Genomic DNA, 14,344 nt, shown 5'->3' with positions numbered 1-14,344 from the left:
CTATCCTGCTGCATCACAATGCGTCTGCGTCATCCTGACATCAGCAGATCCTACTCTGTTTTTGTTCTGGCTTCTGTTTTTTCACACCTTCAGCACATGATACCCTGCGGCCTTTGTAAGCCGGTTCATGATTGCCTGCCCCAGATGATCCTTCGAAAAGCTCTCCGAATAAATGCAATCCACATCCAGATCATCAAATTCACGCAATACCGCAAACAGGTTGTGGGCGATCGTCTCTTCCTTCGCACGAAGTCCTACACTTCGAACCTCTCCCTGCGGATAACGCGCCTTTGTCTCATCGGTACAGATCACACCGACTTTTTTGCCCTCCACAAGCTTCTCTTTCACCAGTTCGTTGATGGTTTCCACCACCTTACCAGTCTCACCCTCTACCAGCTGCAAATCTGCATGCGGTGCATAATGCCGGTATTTCATTCCCGGTGCCTTCGGCCGCAGATCCGCACTTGGCGGTGCCTGGATCGCCGGATCAATCTCTACCTGTCCTACGGTCTCGCGCAGCATCTCCATGGTAATTGCACCCGGACGAAGCAATGTCGGCACATCCCCGGATACATCCACAATGGTAGACTCCACACCGATTCCCACCGGGCCGCCGTCTAAGATCATCTCAATCTTGCCTTCCATGTCCTGCCATACATGCTGTGCCGTAGTCGGGCTTGGCCTGCCGGATGTATTCGCACTCGGTGCTGCCACCGGAACACCAGCCAGCTTGATCAGGCGGTTTGCCACCGGGTCACTCGGCATACGGACTGCCACCGTATCCAGCCCGCCGGTCGTTCCGTAAGGCACAATGTCACTTTTCGGAAATACCATGGTCAGCGGTCCCGGCCAGAATGCCTCCGCCAGCTTTCTTCCCGCCTCCGGAATGTATGCCACAAGCGGCTCCAGCTCTTCCAGACAGGAAATATGCGCAATCAGCGGGTTGTCGGACGGGCGACCCTTGGCTGCGTAAATCTTCTTTGCCGCAGTCTCATCCAGTGCATTCGCGCCAAGACCATAAACCGTCTCGGTCGGAAATGCCACCAGCCCGCCGTCACGCAAAATCTGCGCCGCCTCAGCCAGTTCCTCATCTTTGATCTGTTTTGTATCTTCTATTTTTACCAGTTTTGTATTCATAGCTTTACCTTCTTTGCAATCCTGCACGCAACATGAGGCCAGCGTGCTGCCAACGCTGTGTCCACATCATTATTCCCGGCACAAAACCTTATCTTTTTACCGGTCTGTTTCTGCCTTATCATAACACAAGACACCCTGCGGTGCAAGACAGACCGCAGGGTGTCAGAATATAAGTTTTCTATATTATTTATGCATTCACACGTTTCCCGTTTTTCACGGTCTTGTGCGTTCCGATACTGTGGATCAGCACACTGACACGTTTATAAACCAGAGCAGTCACAACCGATACTACAATGCCTTTGACCACATTGAACGGTCCAACACAGAACAACGCAAAGGTCCATACACTTCCGACTGCCGGGTTGATGGCTGCACCTGCTGCCAGGATCGTCTCAAGCGGCATAAAGTTGGAGTAGAACGGGAGCATAACCAGGGCGTTGGCTACCACGCCAACCGCTGCCATGCAGATGGTTCCCACCACAAGTCCTGTCATGGCACCTTTTCTGGTATGGGAAATTTTATAGATCAGACCTGCCGGAATGACCAGGGCACAGGAGATCACAAGGTTTGCAAACTCTCCTACAAAGCCGGTGCTGGTCGGCTTTAATACCAGCTTTACCAGAATTTTTACAACTTCCATAACTGCGCCTGCCGCCGGTCCCATGGCAAAGGTTCCGATCAGTACCGGCACCTCGCTGACATCCAGTCCGTAAAAACTCGGTGCAAGAAACGGAAGCGGGAACTCAAACAGCATCAGCACACCTGCAAGGGCACCAAACATTCCCATTAATACAACATTTTTGGTCGTAAGTAATTTTTCTTTCATGTTTTTTCCTCCTGAAATAGATTGTGTAAGTTCATCATTCAGAGGAATCGTGTGAAGCAAGAAAGAATGTGTCTTAGTACATTCTCACGGAGCATTTTATTTCATATGGTGCAATTTCCTATGAGACCGAAAAAACCCCCGGATATCGCTACCCGGGGGATTCAAGTCATTCATGCTGCCATTACAAGTCTCGCTGTAAAAGCCTTCACACAATTTCTTCTCTCATCCAGACTATACTGTCGGTTTTGGAATTTCACCAAATCAACTGCTTTACACAGGTCGCGGACTGTAACCGCCGGTGGGGAATTACACCCCGCCCCGAAGAACTTATCGTTGCCTTAACTATAGTACATCTCTGTTTAAAAATCAAGAGGATTTTCTCTCTCGTTTTTCGTTACTGGCCATTCAAGTACTCCATCACCCCCATATGGATCGTCCATGCCAGCCGATCCTGGTATTCTGCAGAATTCAGCGCTGCCGCCTCCTTCCAGTTTGACAAAAAACCGCATTCCACGATCACGATCGGCTGCTTTACATGCAGGAGAAGATAATAATTTCCATTCGGCTTTGCCTGCCTGGTATTCTTTTCTCCCAATACAAAGTCAAAGCGCCTCTGCAGAATCTCTGCAAGGCGCTTTCCTCTTTCGGATGTTTTATAATAAAATACCTGGCCGCCGCATACCGGTTCCTGGTGATAGCTGTTCTGATGGATGCTCACCACCAGATCCGGATTCGCTTCTTCAATTTTTTTACAACGGTTTTTCATGTCCGCCATCTTTTTGCTGTCGTCTGACTCTTCGTACAGTCCCCGGTCATCCTCCCTGGTCATGAGCACATCTACATCGGATGCCTCCAGATACATTTTCAACCGTTCCGCGATCTGCAGGTTAATGTCTTTTTCCAGACTTCCGTCTATACCGATCTTACCAGGGTCCATGCCGCCGTGTCCACTATCCAGGACTACAACCGGCCGGTGAGTCTTTGCTGTCACGCTCTGGCTGGATACCATAAGTCCTGCATGGCGGGACAGCAAAAAAACAGATGTCAGAAGCATGACTGTCATAAGCTGCTCTAATCTTTCCAAACCTTTCCACATACGATCTCTCCGGGTCCGACCTTTTCTTATAGAATATATGACTCCCGGACTGCGAAAAGACTTGGGTCTTTCACTCTCATTTGGGCAGAAACCCGTACCGCTTCACAGCGCTACTCTACCTCAAGCCGGTTATAGTCCCGCACACCATCTTTCAGGATATACTGGAAATATTCTCCCTGCTGCGTTGCCATACCGTTCTCCTGCCACAATGCATAGGCCGGATCACTGCGTACCATATCCTGCACCTGGTATGCCGTTCCCTGGTAATAATGGTATTTTAGCAGGGAATATAACTGGGCCATCTGCTCTCGTTCGCTGTCTGTAATCTCCGGTACCTCTTTTAACGCCGCCACTGCCTGATTATAGAATACCCGGCGCAAAAATGGTGTCTGGAACTTGCTGAAATTCAGAAGATCCTCTTCTGTCTGCCCATTCTTCTTCGCCCAGCCTTCTACATCCAGTGACCGGGTCCGGTACAGAAAGCTCCGGTCATCCCGGTATGTAAGGATCGCATATTTACATGATGGTGTTGCCAGCGATGCTGTTACCATCTCCCAGATTCCCCTGTTTTCATCGGAACGTTTGCAATGCTGTACATGAAGGTGCCCACTCAGAAACAGCGGTACATCCCAGTTTTCCAAAAGGTCCACAAATTGTTCACTGTGTTCAATCGTGCATTCGTCTACATAAATCTCACTTTCATCCAGCAGGTTATGATGGGCAATGGGGATGATCTCTACACCAGCATCCCAGGCTGCCTCCAGCTGCTGCCCGATCCATTCATACGTATCTTCTGAAATCGCACCGCCAACCTTGTTGACCGGGCTGTACTGGCAGCTATCGATCATGAGCAGCCAGGTATTCTCATCCAGCTCATACAGATAACTCAGACTGTTCGGATCTTCACTGGCCGCCTCGTCGTAGCCAAACGCGCGATATATCTGGCGGAACTCCTCCGGTGTTATATATTCAGCCGGAAGGCGCTCTTCGCCTTCATACCGCGCTGCCTGCCGGTTATTGATGTCATGGTTTCCCGGAATCACAAGAACCGGAATTCCATTATTTTCTACCCGGTGCAGCTTTTCCGCAAGATCCTTATGGCTTGCTTTTTCGCCGTTTAAGGTGAGATCGCCACTTAAAACCAGCACGTTTGGACGCAGCTTTACCACTTCATCCAGAAACGCATCCGTGATCTGGTCAATATAAGTGACCACCTTACCGTCTCCATATTCCACCATTTCCTGAAAACGGGGTCCTCCATCGGTGAGGGAATCGGAAAAATAATGGATATCGGTTCCCAGCATGATATTTTCTACCCAGCCGCCATCTTCGGCTTTCGGAAGCGGCCCAGAGTCTTCTTTCACCTCATCTGACCGGATTTCTTTTTTCGTTTTTTCAGTTCCGGTTTTATCTGCGCCGGATTCCCTGTCCGCTTCTGTTTTCCCCGAAGCTGTTTCGTCTGCTGCTTGCGATGTTTCGCTCCCTGCTGTTTTTTCCGTATCCTTTTCTTGCTCAGCTCCTGCCTGTTCTGTCTGCTGCTCTCCTGACACTGCCGTGGCATCTGCCGGACGGTTGTTTGCACATCCACTCACAATAGCCACTGCCGCAAGAACAGGCAGAAAGGCAGAAAGCACCTGCCTTCTGCCATCTGTTTTCTTTCTCATATTCCCATCACCCTTTCCAAACCATCTGCCGTTCACCCACAGAACCCTATGGCAGCTTTACCGTGTCCCAGATATCCGCAGGTTCCAGGCCAAGCCGCCAGCAGGCTACACCCGCCAGACCATTGTCCCGGATCAGCTGCATTTTCAATGCCAGAGAGCGTTCTTCTTCCATCCAGATCTCGTAATTTACGCCATCCTTCTGCGTCTCTCCATAATACTGTCCCAGGTCATCCTGCCAGTAAAGTTCAACCTGATTATCCTCGACCCACGCTTTTGCATCTGCGATTCCCAGTGACTGGGATGTTGTTCCAGATGCATCCTCTTTCCATATTCTAGTATAAAACGGGATCGCACTGATGAGCTTTTCCTTCGGTACCTGCTTTAACAGATCCTCAATGCCCTGTCTCTCATATCCGATCGATGCAACCGAACCGGCTTCCCCGCCTGCGTAGTGCTCATCATATCCCATCATGACTACATAATCGGCTACACGGCCCTGCTCCGCCCAGTTATAAAAGGCAGAATAGGATGCCGGCACATAAGAATCGATCGATAAGACAAGACCTTCTTTTCTGCAGTCAATAGAAAGCTCCCGGATAAACTGGACATAATGCGGTCCGGCAGAAGCCTTGATTCCTTCCACATCCAGATTGATTCCATCGAAGCCATAGGTTTTTGCGTCCTGCATCAGGGATGCGATCAGTTTTTTTCTGGCTGCCATGCTGGCAAACAAAATTTCTGACTGGACATTTTCCCCTTTGTTAAAATTATCCAGAACCGCCCATACCTGCAGTCCCATGCTATGGGCGCGGTCCACATAATTTTTATCTGCAAGGGATTCATAATTCCCCTGATTATCTGTCAGCATAAACCAGGTCGGTGCAATGACATTTACGCCCTTCGTATTCGATACCAGATTCTCCATTGCCTGATTGGCCTGGCGGTTTGTCACCTGGTGCCAGACTAGCACCACCGGCCCATCCATGGAAATGCTGGTATATTCCGGCTCTGTAAAGGTGCTGACCAGCGTCCTGCTTTCTGTTTCCTTTAAGCGTCGGTTCGCAAGATAGCCCACCTGTCCATCCTCCGTACGTACCCGGCTCCAGTTATCCAGCTGTTCCAGCACGATCACTTCAGAATCAGATGGAACCTCTGTGATCATGGCACTCTTTACACCACCGCGGATCCGCAGCGCACTTTTCTTCTTCACGGCCGCAAGCTGCTGCGGTTCCCACGACGTATCTACAAATACCCGGCGCACATTGTCCGTATCGTATGTATCGATACGCACATTAGTGTAAGCAGTCACCAGGCTTGACAGCAGCCATACCTGGCCATCCTGCTGCACCACCAGCGGCTTTCCGCTGCTTCCCATGGTTTCCTCATTTGCATACACAATCTGATCTGGCAAGGTATAGATCAGCTGTCTGTTCTCTTCATCCCAGTAAAACTTCTCATTCACCGCTTCATCGATCCAGTCTAACTGCAAATAGGTCTGTCCATCGATATAACGTCCCTTTACTCCTTCCACCAGCACACTGTCTAAAAACAGCGCCATCTCATCGCCGCTGGCCTGATACCATTCATTCTGGTCTACCTGTTCTTTTGATGGTTTGTACTTCCGGTATAAAATAAACCCTGCTGCCGCTCCCGCAAGCAGCACGATCGTCAGTATCACAGTCAGTACTGTTGTAAGAAACCGTTTCATCTGCCGTATCTCCTTCGTGGTATTCTTTTTCTGTTCAAAAAATTCCTATCTATGAACAATAACTTTTTTATCAGTATACCATAAATCAGACACGGCTTCTCTTAAATTTTCCTGATCTTTTTCCCGGGCTGAATCGGGGATTCTCTTTTTTGATCAGAATGTGTTTCTTTTTTTACCGGTGATACACGATGTCAAAATGGATTTCTTTTAACCGTCTGGATTTCATATAATCTTCCGCTTCCTCCTGCACCCCCTCTTCTTCCTCTTCTTCAGATTCTTCCTGCGGGAGGTCTTCCAAGATGTAGTCACCCATGTAGAAGCTTCCGTCCTCATGAATCTCAAATAATTTTCCCCACGTTGCGTCACTGGCATCCTCTCCGTCGATTAAAACACGGATTCCTCTTTCCTGATACCGCTTTAACCCCTCTACATAAAGCTGGTTTTCTTCTCTTCGCTTTTTCTCTGCTGCTGTCATTGCCCCTCTTTTCTGCCAGACGGCACCTGCTCTTTGAAGGCTTTGCTGTGACACATTCCATCCACACTGTTTTTGTACCGTCTGCATGCTTTTGTATTACTTCTACTGTTCACGCACTACGTGAATCGTAACCCTTCTCCTGCTACTGTTCACATGTGCGTGCCCAGCAACAGCTTTTCAAAATACCTGATTTTTTCCGGTGTAATGCAAAATGCATCTACTGAAGCTGGAATTTTCTGAAGCCTGCACCGAAACAGCCTCTCAACTTCTCTTCTGGTTTCCTCCCCGCCCGACATTACGGCCAGCTTCCAGCTTTTATCCATGTTTCCTGCCTGCTCCAGAATTTCCAGAAATGCTTCTGCTTTCCACTCATTTAAGGAGCCCACCAGGATTTTTAGATCGCAGCGCACACACTCGCACAAGCTGCTTTGGGATGCTTCCCCATGATCCAGAATAACATAACGGTAATCCTGCCCCAGACAAAAAGCCAGCACCGACGGATCCGCCATTTTGTAATAATCCACATCCATCAGACAAAACACATTCCTGCCTGGATCCGTCTCCTGCTGCATCGCTTTCTGTCTGCCGCTATGTTTCCCGGCAAACCGTTCTATCCTGGAAAAATCCCCATGACCGTTCCATTCCAGTATTGCTGTTTTTTTCCGTTTCACTCCCGTCAGATAATTGGCCAGAGAAATCGCCAGATGACTGGTTCCCACTCCCCGTCCGCAGCCCACCAGGCCAATCGTCCGGAACCGGAGGTCTGGCAAGCTTACCGGAGTCTCTTTTTTATTCCCGAAAATACCCTTCGTACCGTATCTCCTCCCTGTCCAAACCATTGGTTCCAGATTGTCCGGTATACACGGTCTGACGGATTGCTCCCATAAAATGGATCTGCAAAATATGGCATCCTGAGTCCACCTGCAACACAATACTTCTGCCGGAAAGGCAACCGGTCACAAAACATATTGTAAAGCACCTTCAGGCCATGAACAGAGTCGCAGTATGCTGCAGCGTCTCCGGAATTCTCCCATTCCCAGGGTTTTCCACCGCATATCAGCAAATATCCGTCCGCATTTTCCTGTGTCAGGATAGCCGGGTCTGCACCGCAGTCCAGAATGCGGATCCGGTATCCGGACGGCTTCCACTCCACCACTTCCCCATAACGGGGCAGCATCGGTGTTTTCCAGATGCGGAAGATTCCACAGGAATCTGCCCTGACTCCCCGGCACTGCGCAAGCTGGCGCACCGCTCCGGATTCATTGTGTTCCTCATAAACCGCTGGCATTCCGCATCGCTGCAGATATGCCGTAAAGCCCATAGCAATGTGGGTCGTTCCCACTCCGTGACGGCTTCCCGCCACGGCGATCACCAGAGACTTTTCCATACGCTTTGTCCCATATCGGAACACACCATATTCCGACTGGCTCCAAAGTTCTTTCAGTGACTGTTCCAGCTCTGCTACCGTCTGGAACCGTTTATCCTTTTCCTTCTGCAGACATTTGCGGATAACACACATCAGATGACGCTCCGTAATTCCTGATAACTCTGCCTGCCCCGTCCGGATACGTTCTCCCGGGAAATGTCCTGTCAGCATGTAATGGAGGACAGCACCAATGGCATAAATATCTGTTCTTCCATCTAAAACATCTCCCGAATACTGTTCCGGTGCCGCGCAGCCGATTGTTCCATAACGTTCTTCCATATGTTCCGCTTCATCTGCATAAACTGCATGATCAAAATCGATCAACTTGATTGTGTTTTCGCATAGTAATAAATTTCTGGGTTGTAAATCAAGATATAAAATAGGGGTAGGCATTGTGGAATGCATGATATGTACCAGATGGCAAATCTGGATCCCGTAACAGATCGTCATTGCCGATGAACAATGTCCTGATTCTGTAACCAGGGCATATAAAGAATCTCCTTCGAGATACTCCTCAATCAGGTAGCTGTACTGATCATCTTCCGCCAGATCATACACGATGGGTATAGCCTGGTCACGAATCCCCTTCAGTATCAGCGCTTCTCTTCTAAACAGTTCGTAATTGACAAAGGTCTTCGGAACCCTTTTGATGGCGCGGTATTCGTCCAGCTCCATGTGCCTTGCCAGAAATACTGTACCGCTTCTGCCGCAGCCCAGTACACGGCACAACCGGTACTTTCCGAATAAAATGGTGTCCGCCGTTTTTGCACCTCCTTCTTTGTACTTGTCTCTGTGATTTTATTGTAGTCTGAATAACGATGTCTTGCAACTTAATCCATCTTCAAGGTTCGACAGAATTCGACATTCGTTGTTTTCTTATTGCTGTTCACACATTGTGCAAACAGCAACGTGTGAACAATAACACGTTTTCTTAACATTTCCTAAAATTTTTACATAGGAATTGATATTTTCCCTTATCATGTACTATAATTAAAGTAGGAAAGCAGATTCTTTTTTCCGCCTTTCCCATTTCAGATTGAAAGGAGTGATCTTATGAAGATTGAACGGATCAATGAAAACCAGATTCGCTGCACGCTGACCAGTCTTGACCTCAGCTCCCGCAATTTAAATCTGGGTGAGCTTGCTTATGGAAGTGAAAAAGCCCGCAGTCTGTTTCGTGAAATGATTCAAAAGGCCTCCAATGAAGTTGGCTTTGACGCTGAAGATATCCCCCTGATGGTGGAAGCGATTCCGCTGTCCGGTGAAAGCGTGATGCTTGTCATCACCAAGATAGAGGATCCTGAGGAGCTGGATACCCGCTTTTCCAAATTCTCCCCTCTCTCCGAAGACGGGGCAGAAAATTTCCTAAGCGGTCTGGCAAACGAGCTGTTGGAAGGTTCAGACGGACTCATGGAGCTGTTTAAGCAAAATATGCTTGCCATGAATAATCCGGCAGTTTCAGGAGATGCAGACACTGCTTCCCTGCAGACCCCGAATGAATCAGCAAATGACGGTTCGGCCGATGGTGCACCCGTCATTCAGACCCGCACCTACCGTTTCAGCAGTCTGGATCAGATTTCCGATGCGGCAAGGGCTGCAGCAGCACTCGGCTCCATCCCGAATAAGCTTTACAAAAAACCGGGAAGCAGCCAGTATTATCTGGTTCTTTCCAGCGCTGGTGCAGACCAGATCACATTCAGCCGTATCTGTAATCTGCTTGCAGAATACGGTGAAAAAGTAAAATCCGACGTTGCAGGCGAAGCCTACTATCAGGAACACTATGAAATTATCATTGGAGCAGATGCATTACAGAAACTTGCCCTGATCTAAAAAAGGGAAACAAAAAAGCGAAGTACCGTCTTTCGATGGTCTTCGCTTTTTTGTTTGCTGCTGTTCACACATATGTGCCCAGCAGCTGTTGTTCCCATATTGCAAACGTGCCTTATTTATCAGCCAGGATCTCGTTGATACCAGATACCAGTGAATCACAGTCGATACCGTGAACCATGCATGCCTCTTCCAGAGACTCTCCCTGAGAAGACGGGCAGCCCAGGCAATGCATACCTGCACGCATTAAAATCGGGGCAATCAGATCGCTCTTCTGAAGCAGCTCGCCGATTAACATATCTTTACTGATCTGCATGTTGAATTCCTCCTTTTGGATATACTACATTACACTATAATACTTTTCACCAAAATGCGCAAGTAGTATTCACAAAACTGAAAATCCGTTACTGTTCACGCATGCGTGCCCAGCAACGGGACTTTGCCGATGCTTCGCATTCCAAATCGGCAAAATCTGCTGACAGAACTGTATCATACGGGATTTTCAGTTCAGAAAATCCCTACCTGTGAACAGTAACAAGATCTTTGCAGCATCGAAGGATCTTTGTGATCCTCATTTAGTCATTTATGCATTTCGCACAAATTGAATATAATAATTTTATTCAATACGCCCAATTCATAGTGCTTTTCTAGGATTTAAGTTGCAATAGTTACCCAAAGCTAACCGCATATTGTACCTCATTTTATTCAAAAGTGCAATATTTTCCTCTTGAATATTTTTTCAAGATAGTATACAATGATGCTATCGAAATGATTATAGAATATTTAAGGAGGATAATTATCATGGCATATGTAATTTCTGATTCTTGTGTTAGTTGCGGTACCTGCGAGAGCGAGTGCCCGGTAAGCGCTATTTCCCAGGGAGACAGCCAGTACGTAATCGATGCTGATGCTTGCATCTCTTGCGGTACCTGTGCAGGTGTTTGCCCGACCGGCGCTATCAGCGAGGGTTAATTGAAACACAATTAATCGAAAAGCCTCTTCTGTATTTGCGGTACAGAAGAGGCTTTTTTTGTAAAGGAGTTTTCCCATGGCAAATCAAAAACCATTAATCGCTCTCACCCCTTATTTTAATATCGAGCGCGACGAGCCTTACATGCGCCCTGCCTACTTAAAGGCTATACGCGCTGCCGGCGGTACACCGCTGATTCTTCCCCTGGATCTGGAAGAAGATGATCTGTTGCAGATTGTGAACACGTTTGACGGATTTTTATTTACCGGTGGCCCGGATATCCATCCCTTCTATTTCGGGGAAGAAACTCAGGCCCACTGCGGCAATGTCTGCCTGCGCCGGGACCGTATGGAACTGACCCTGCTAAAGCTGGTTATGAAGGCCAGAAAACCGATTCTCGGCATCTGCCGCGGGATCCAGCTTTTAAATGTTGCACTTGGCGGCGATATCTATCAGGATATCCCCAGCCAGTTTCCGCAGGAGTTCCCGGTCGCACATACACAGCCGTTTGATTATGTCATCCCATCCCACAAGGTTGACGTGGTCCCTGGCACTCTGCTGGCCCGTCTGACCGGCTGTGAGACCTTACAGGTCAATAGTATGCACCATCAGGCCTGCCGCCGGCTTGCGCCGGGACTGACTGCCTGTGGCTATGCTTCTGGAGGTCTGATCGAGGCAGTTGAAAAACCAGATTACCCGTTCTTCCTCGGAGTCCAGTGGCACCCGGAATATCTGTGGGAGCAGGATTCCTGTATGAGAGCAATTTTTGAAGCATTTGTAAAGGCGGCCCGCTGAGCGCGGACCGCCTTTTCCCTACAACTTTTTCCCGCTTCTCCCGAATTTCTTTTTCCGGAAAAACGGCATTTTGGCTGCTGCAGCCTCTGCCTTTCCCTTATTCTCCTTCTGGTACGCACGCAGTGCTTCATCCAGCGCCTTGAAGCGTTCTTCTTCCTTTTCATCGCTGATCCGCATCATGTACTCCAGCTCCTGGACCATGCGGTCATTCACCTGACGGCTGATCTCCTCGCTGAGCACTTCATTATTCTGGCGCATGGCCTGTCCAATCGCATTGCCAATAATATGGTTCATCAAAAGCTGGAACTGCTCCAGTTTTTCCTGCTGCGACATCATGGCCACATCTTCTTCCCGGCTTGCTATTGCTCCTGTCTTTACATCCCCATCCATTCCCATATCCTTCTCCACACTTTCTTCATTGATCCCGCCATTCCCCGCAATGAATTCTGCGTCCCCAGAATTTTTTTCTTCTACGTTATTTTTTCCTGAATCTGCTTTCCCAAAACTTTCTTCTCCCGCATACCGGTACACCGTTTCTGCCTGCATCTGTACCCCAGCCCTCCCAGCATGTGCCTGGCGCAGGATTTCCGTTGCATTTTCCATCAGGATCCGGCTTAGATTCAGGTCTTTTTCTCCAGCCAGCATCCGCTTTAAAACCGGCTCTATAGCCTTTAACTGGTATCCCTTTTCCTTTAATTCATTGATCTTCTGGAACATTTCGATATGAAGCTTCGTGTAATACCGTTGATTTTTCCTGTCCCGCGGTATCTCCAGGTGCAGCTCGTCCTCCCAGTAACGGAGCACATGATTCTCCACTCCCACAAGCCTGCTTGCCTGGGATATGGAGTAACGTCTTTCAGCCATCCTTTTCTCTCCTTATGGTTCTTTCCTATTTCATACAGCACAGCCGTGCTCTGGCCCCACAACTGCACTACAGCTTACTTAAATCATATGAGTGCACCTTCAGAAATATTCGTAACACTTCAACACCTTCACAAATGTGATCAAAAAAAGATAGAAGAGCCCCACAAAACTTCCATGGTCTTCTTCTATCTTTCTTTTATCATCACATGTATTTATGAAATCTATTTTGCCAGGTTCACAAACTTTGTGAACTCTGGCTGCCATAACAGATTCACCGTACCGATCGGGCCATTACGCTGTTTGGCTATGATTACCTCCGCAATGTTCGGAGTGTCTGTATCTTTGTTGTAGTAATCGTCACGGTAAAGGAACATCACCACATCGGCATCCTGCTCGATCGCACCGGACTCACGCAGGTCCGAAAGCATCGGACGGTGGTCAGTACGGGTCTCGCACGCACGGCTCAGCTGCGACAGGGCAATGACCGGTGCGTTAATTTCACGCGCCAGTGCCTTTAAGGAACGGGAAATCTCAGAAATCTCCTGCTGACGGCTCTCGCTGCTTTTCCCGCCGCTGCCGGTCATGAGCTGCAGGTAGTCAATGATGACCATGCTCAGCCCATACTCCAGCTTCATCTTTCTGCACTTAGAGCGCAGCTCCGTGATAGAAATACCCGGCGTATCATCAATGATCATCCTGGAATTTCCAATGACACCGATTCCCTCAACGATCGCATCCCAGTCTGAATCGGTCAGGTTACCATTACGAAGCTTCTGGGCGTCAACGTTGGACTCCATGGCCAGCATACGGTTGACCAGCTGCTCTTTCGACATCTCCAGGCTGAAGATCATGCAGGGAAGTCCTTTGCGGACCGCCACATGGTCCACCAGGTTTAAGACGAATGCCGTCTTACCCATGGAAGGACGCGCCGCGATCAGCACCAGGTCAGAAGGCTGCATACCAGAAGTCTTATAATCCAGATCGATGAATCCGGTCGGGATACCGGTTACCGTCCCCTGGCTCTTGGACGCCGTTTCGATCTTTTCCAGGACATTTAATGCCACCTGCCGGATCGGCACAAAGTCGCCGGAATTCCGGTTCTGAAGGAGGTCGAAGATGGTTTTCTCCGTACCTGCCAGAATCTGCTCCAGCGGTTCCTTTCCTGCATAACAGGTGTTGGCAATCTCTTCATTCACCTTGATGAGCTTTCTTAAAACCGACTTTTCGTACACGATATTCGCGTAGGAACGGACATTGGCCGAAGTCGGAACCGTGGTGATGATGTCGCGCACAAATTCCAGGCTGCTGACCTCCGGCGGCACATCCTTCTCCTTCAGACGGTTCTGAAGCGTGATCAGATCGACCGGAGCGCCTTCATTGAACAATTCCACCATGGCTTCAAACATGATGCCATACGACTGCTGGTAAAAGTCCGCTGCCGTGATGATCTCCGATGCGGCAATGATGGCATCCTTGTCCATCAACATTGAGCCGATTACCGACTGCTCTGCTTCCACACTGTGGGGAAGCACACGCTTCATCAATGCCTCATCCAT

At 48.8% G+C, this 14,344-nt stretch carries 14 protein-coding genes and 1 riboswitch; of the genes, 3 read left to right on the top strand and 11 right to left on the bottom strand.

Translation table 11 applies throughout. The features are described from left to right. Positions 1-81: 81 nt before the first annotated feature. The 8 genes from DW922_RS13505 to DW922_RS13470 form a co-directional block, all read right to left on the bottom strand. Positions 82-1,137 (bottom strand): L-threonylcarbamoyladenylate synthase, encoded by a 1,056-nt coding sequence (locus tag DW922_RS13505; protein ID WP_118726860.1) that lies wholly within the window; start codon positions 1,135-1,137, stop codon positions 82-84. Positions 1,138-1,324: 187 nt separating this feature from the next. After that, complete coding sequence (locus DW922_RS13500) at positions 1,325-1,963, bottom strand: ECF transporter S component (protein WP_118726859.1); 639 nt, start codon at positions 1,961-1,963, stop codon at positions 1,325-1,327. A 210-nt stretch (positions 1,964-2,173) separates the two neighbouring features. Further along, a riboswitch (FMN riboswitch) is annotated at positions 2,174-2,293 on the bottom strand. 64 nt (positions 2,294-2,357) lie between these two features. Continuing rightward, complete coding sequence (locus tag DW922_RS13495; RefSeq protein ID WP_243032238.1) at positions 2,358-3,059, bottom strand: N-acetylmuramoyl-L-alanine amidase; 702 nt, start codon at positions 3,057-3,059, stop codon at positions 2,358-2,360. Positions 3,060-3,169: 110 nt separating this feature from the next. After that, entirely contained in the window at positions 3,170-4,723 is a 1,554-nt protein-coding gene (locus DW922_RS13490; protein WP_118726858.1) for a metallophosphoesterase, read from the bottom strand. 46 nt (positions 4,724-4,769) lie between these two features. Then, the gene (locus DW922_RS13485; RefSeq protein WP_118726857.1) at positions 4,770-6,431 is read right to left on the bottom strand and encodes a glycosyl hydrolase family 18 protein; all 1,662 of its coding nucleotides are present in this window, start codon (positions 6,429-6,431) and stop codon (positions 4,770-4,772) included. 172 nt (positions 6,432-6,603) lie between these two features. Further along, positions 6,604-6,906, bottom strand: coding sequence for a hypothetical protein (locus tag DW922_RS13480; RefSeq protein WP_118720861.1), 303 nt, complete (start codon positions 6,904-6,906; stop codon positions 6,604-6,606). Positions 6,907-7,055: 149 nt separating this feature from the next. Beyond that, a complete protein-coding gene (locus DW922_RS13475; protein WP_118726856.1) occupies positions 7,056-7,676 on the bottom strand; it encodes a hypothetical protein in 621 nt (206 codons plus the stop codon). Between the two features lie 2 nt (positions 7,677-7,678). Then, positions 7,679-9,061 carry a serine/threonine-protein kinase gene (locus DW922_RS13470; protein ID WP_195715073.1) on the bottom strand — a complete coding sequence of 461 codons (1,383 nt, stop codon included), beginning with the start codon at positions 9,059-9,061 and terminating at the stop codon, positions 7,679-7,681. 324 nt (positions 9,062-9,385) lie between these two features. Between DW922_RS13470 and DW922_RS13465 the strand changes: the two genes are divergently transcribed. Beyond that, the gene (locus tag DW922_RS13465) at positions 9,386-10,162 is read left to right on the top strand and encodes an adaptor protein MecA (RefSeq protein ID WP_118720864.1); all 777 of its coding nucleotides are present in this window, start codon (positions 9,386-9,388) and stop codon (positions 10,160-10,162) included. Between the two features lie 112 nt (positions 10,163-10,274). On the opposite strand, the gene DW922_RS13460 is transcribed toward DW922_RS13465, so the two are convergent. Beyond that, positions 10,275-10,475, bottom strand: coding sequence for a DUF1858 domain-containing protein (locus DW922_RS13460; protein ID WP_118543892.1), 201 nt, complete (start codon positions 10,473-10,475; stop codon positions 10,275-10,277). 485 nt (positions 10,476-10,960) lie between these two features. Here DW922_RS13460 and DW922_RS13455 point away from each other — a divergent pair, with 485 nt between their 5' ends. Both DW922_RS13455 and DW922_RS13450 read left to right on the top strand, forming a co-directional pair. Continuing rightward, complete coding sequence (locus DW922_RS13455) at positions 10,961-11,131, top strand: 4Fe-4S binding protein (protein ID WP_118720865.1); 171 nt, start codon at positions 10,961-10,963, stop codon at positions 11,129-11,131. A gap of 76 nt (positions 11,132-11,207) precedes the next feature. Next, complete coding sequence (locus DW922_RS13450) at positions 11,208-11,924, top strand: gamma-glutamyl-gamma-aminobutyrate hydrolase family protein (protein WP_118720866.1); 717 nt, start codon at positions 11,208-11,210, stop codon at positions 11,922-11,924. Between the two features lie 18 nt (positions 11,925-11,942). Here the strand turns inward: DW922_RS13450 and DW922_RS13445 are convergent, their stop codons facing one another. After that, a complete protein-coding gene (locus tag DW922_RS13445; protein WP_118726854.1) occupies positions 11,943-12,788 on the bottom strand; it encodes a helix-turn-helix domain-containing protein in 846 nt (281 codons plus the stop codon). A gap of 221 nt (positions 12,789-13,009) precedes the next feature. Beyond that, positions 13,010-14,344: a replicative DNA helicase gene (gene dnaB / locus DW922_RS13440; protein ID WP_118726853.1), complete on the bottom strand. Its 1,335-nt coding sequence runs from the start codon at positions 14,342-14,344 to the stop codon at positions 13,010-13,012.

The sequence above is a fragment of the Clostridium sp. AM42-4 genome (assembly GCF_003480105.1).
Classification (GTDB): Bacteria; Bacillota; Clostridia; order Lachnospirales; family Lachnospiraceae; genus Brotaphodocola.
This window is presented reverse-complemented; position numbering and strand designations above follow the sequence as displayed.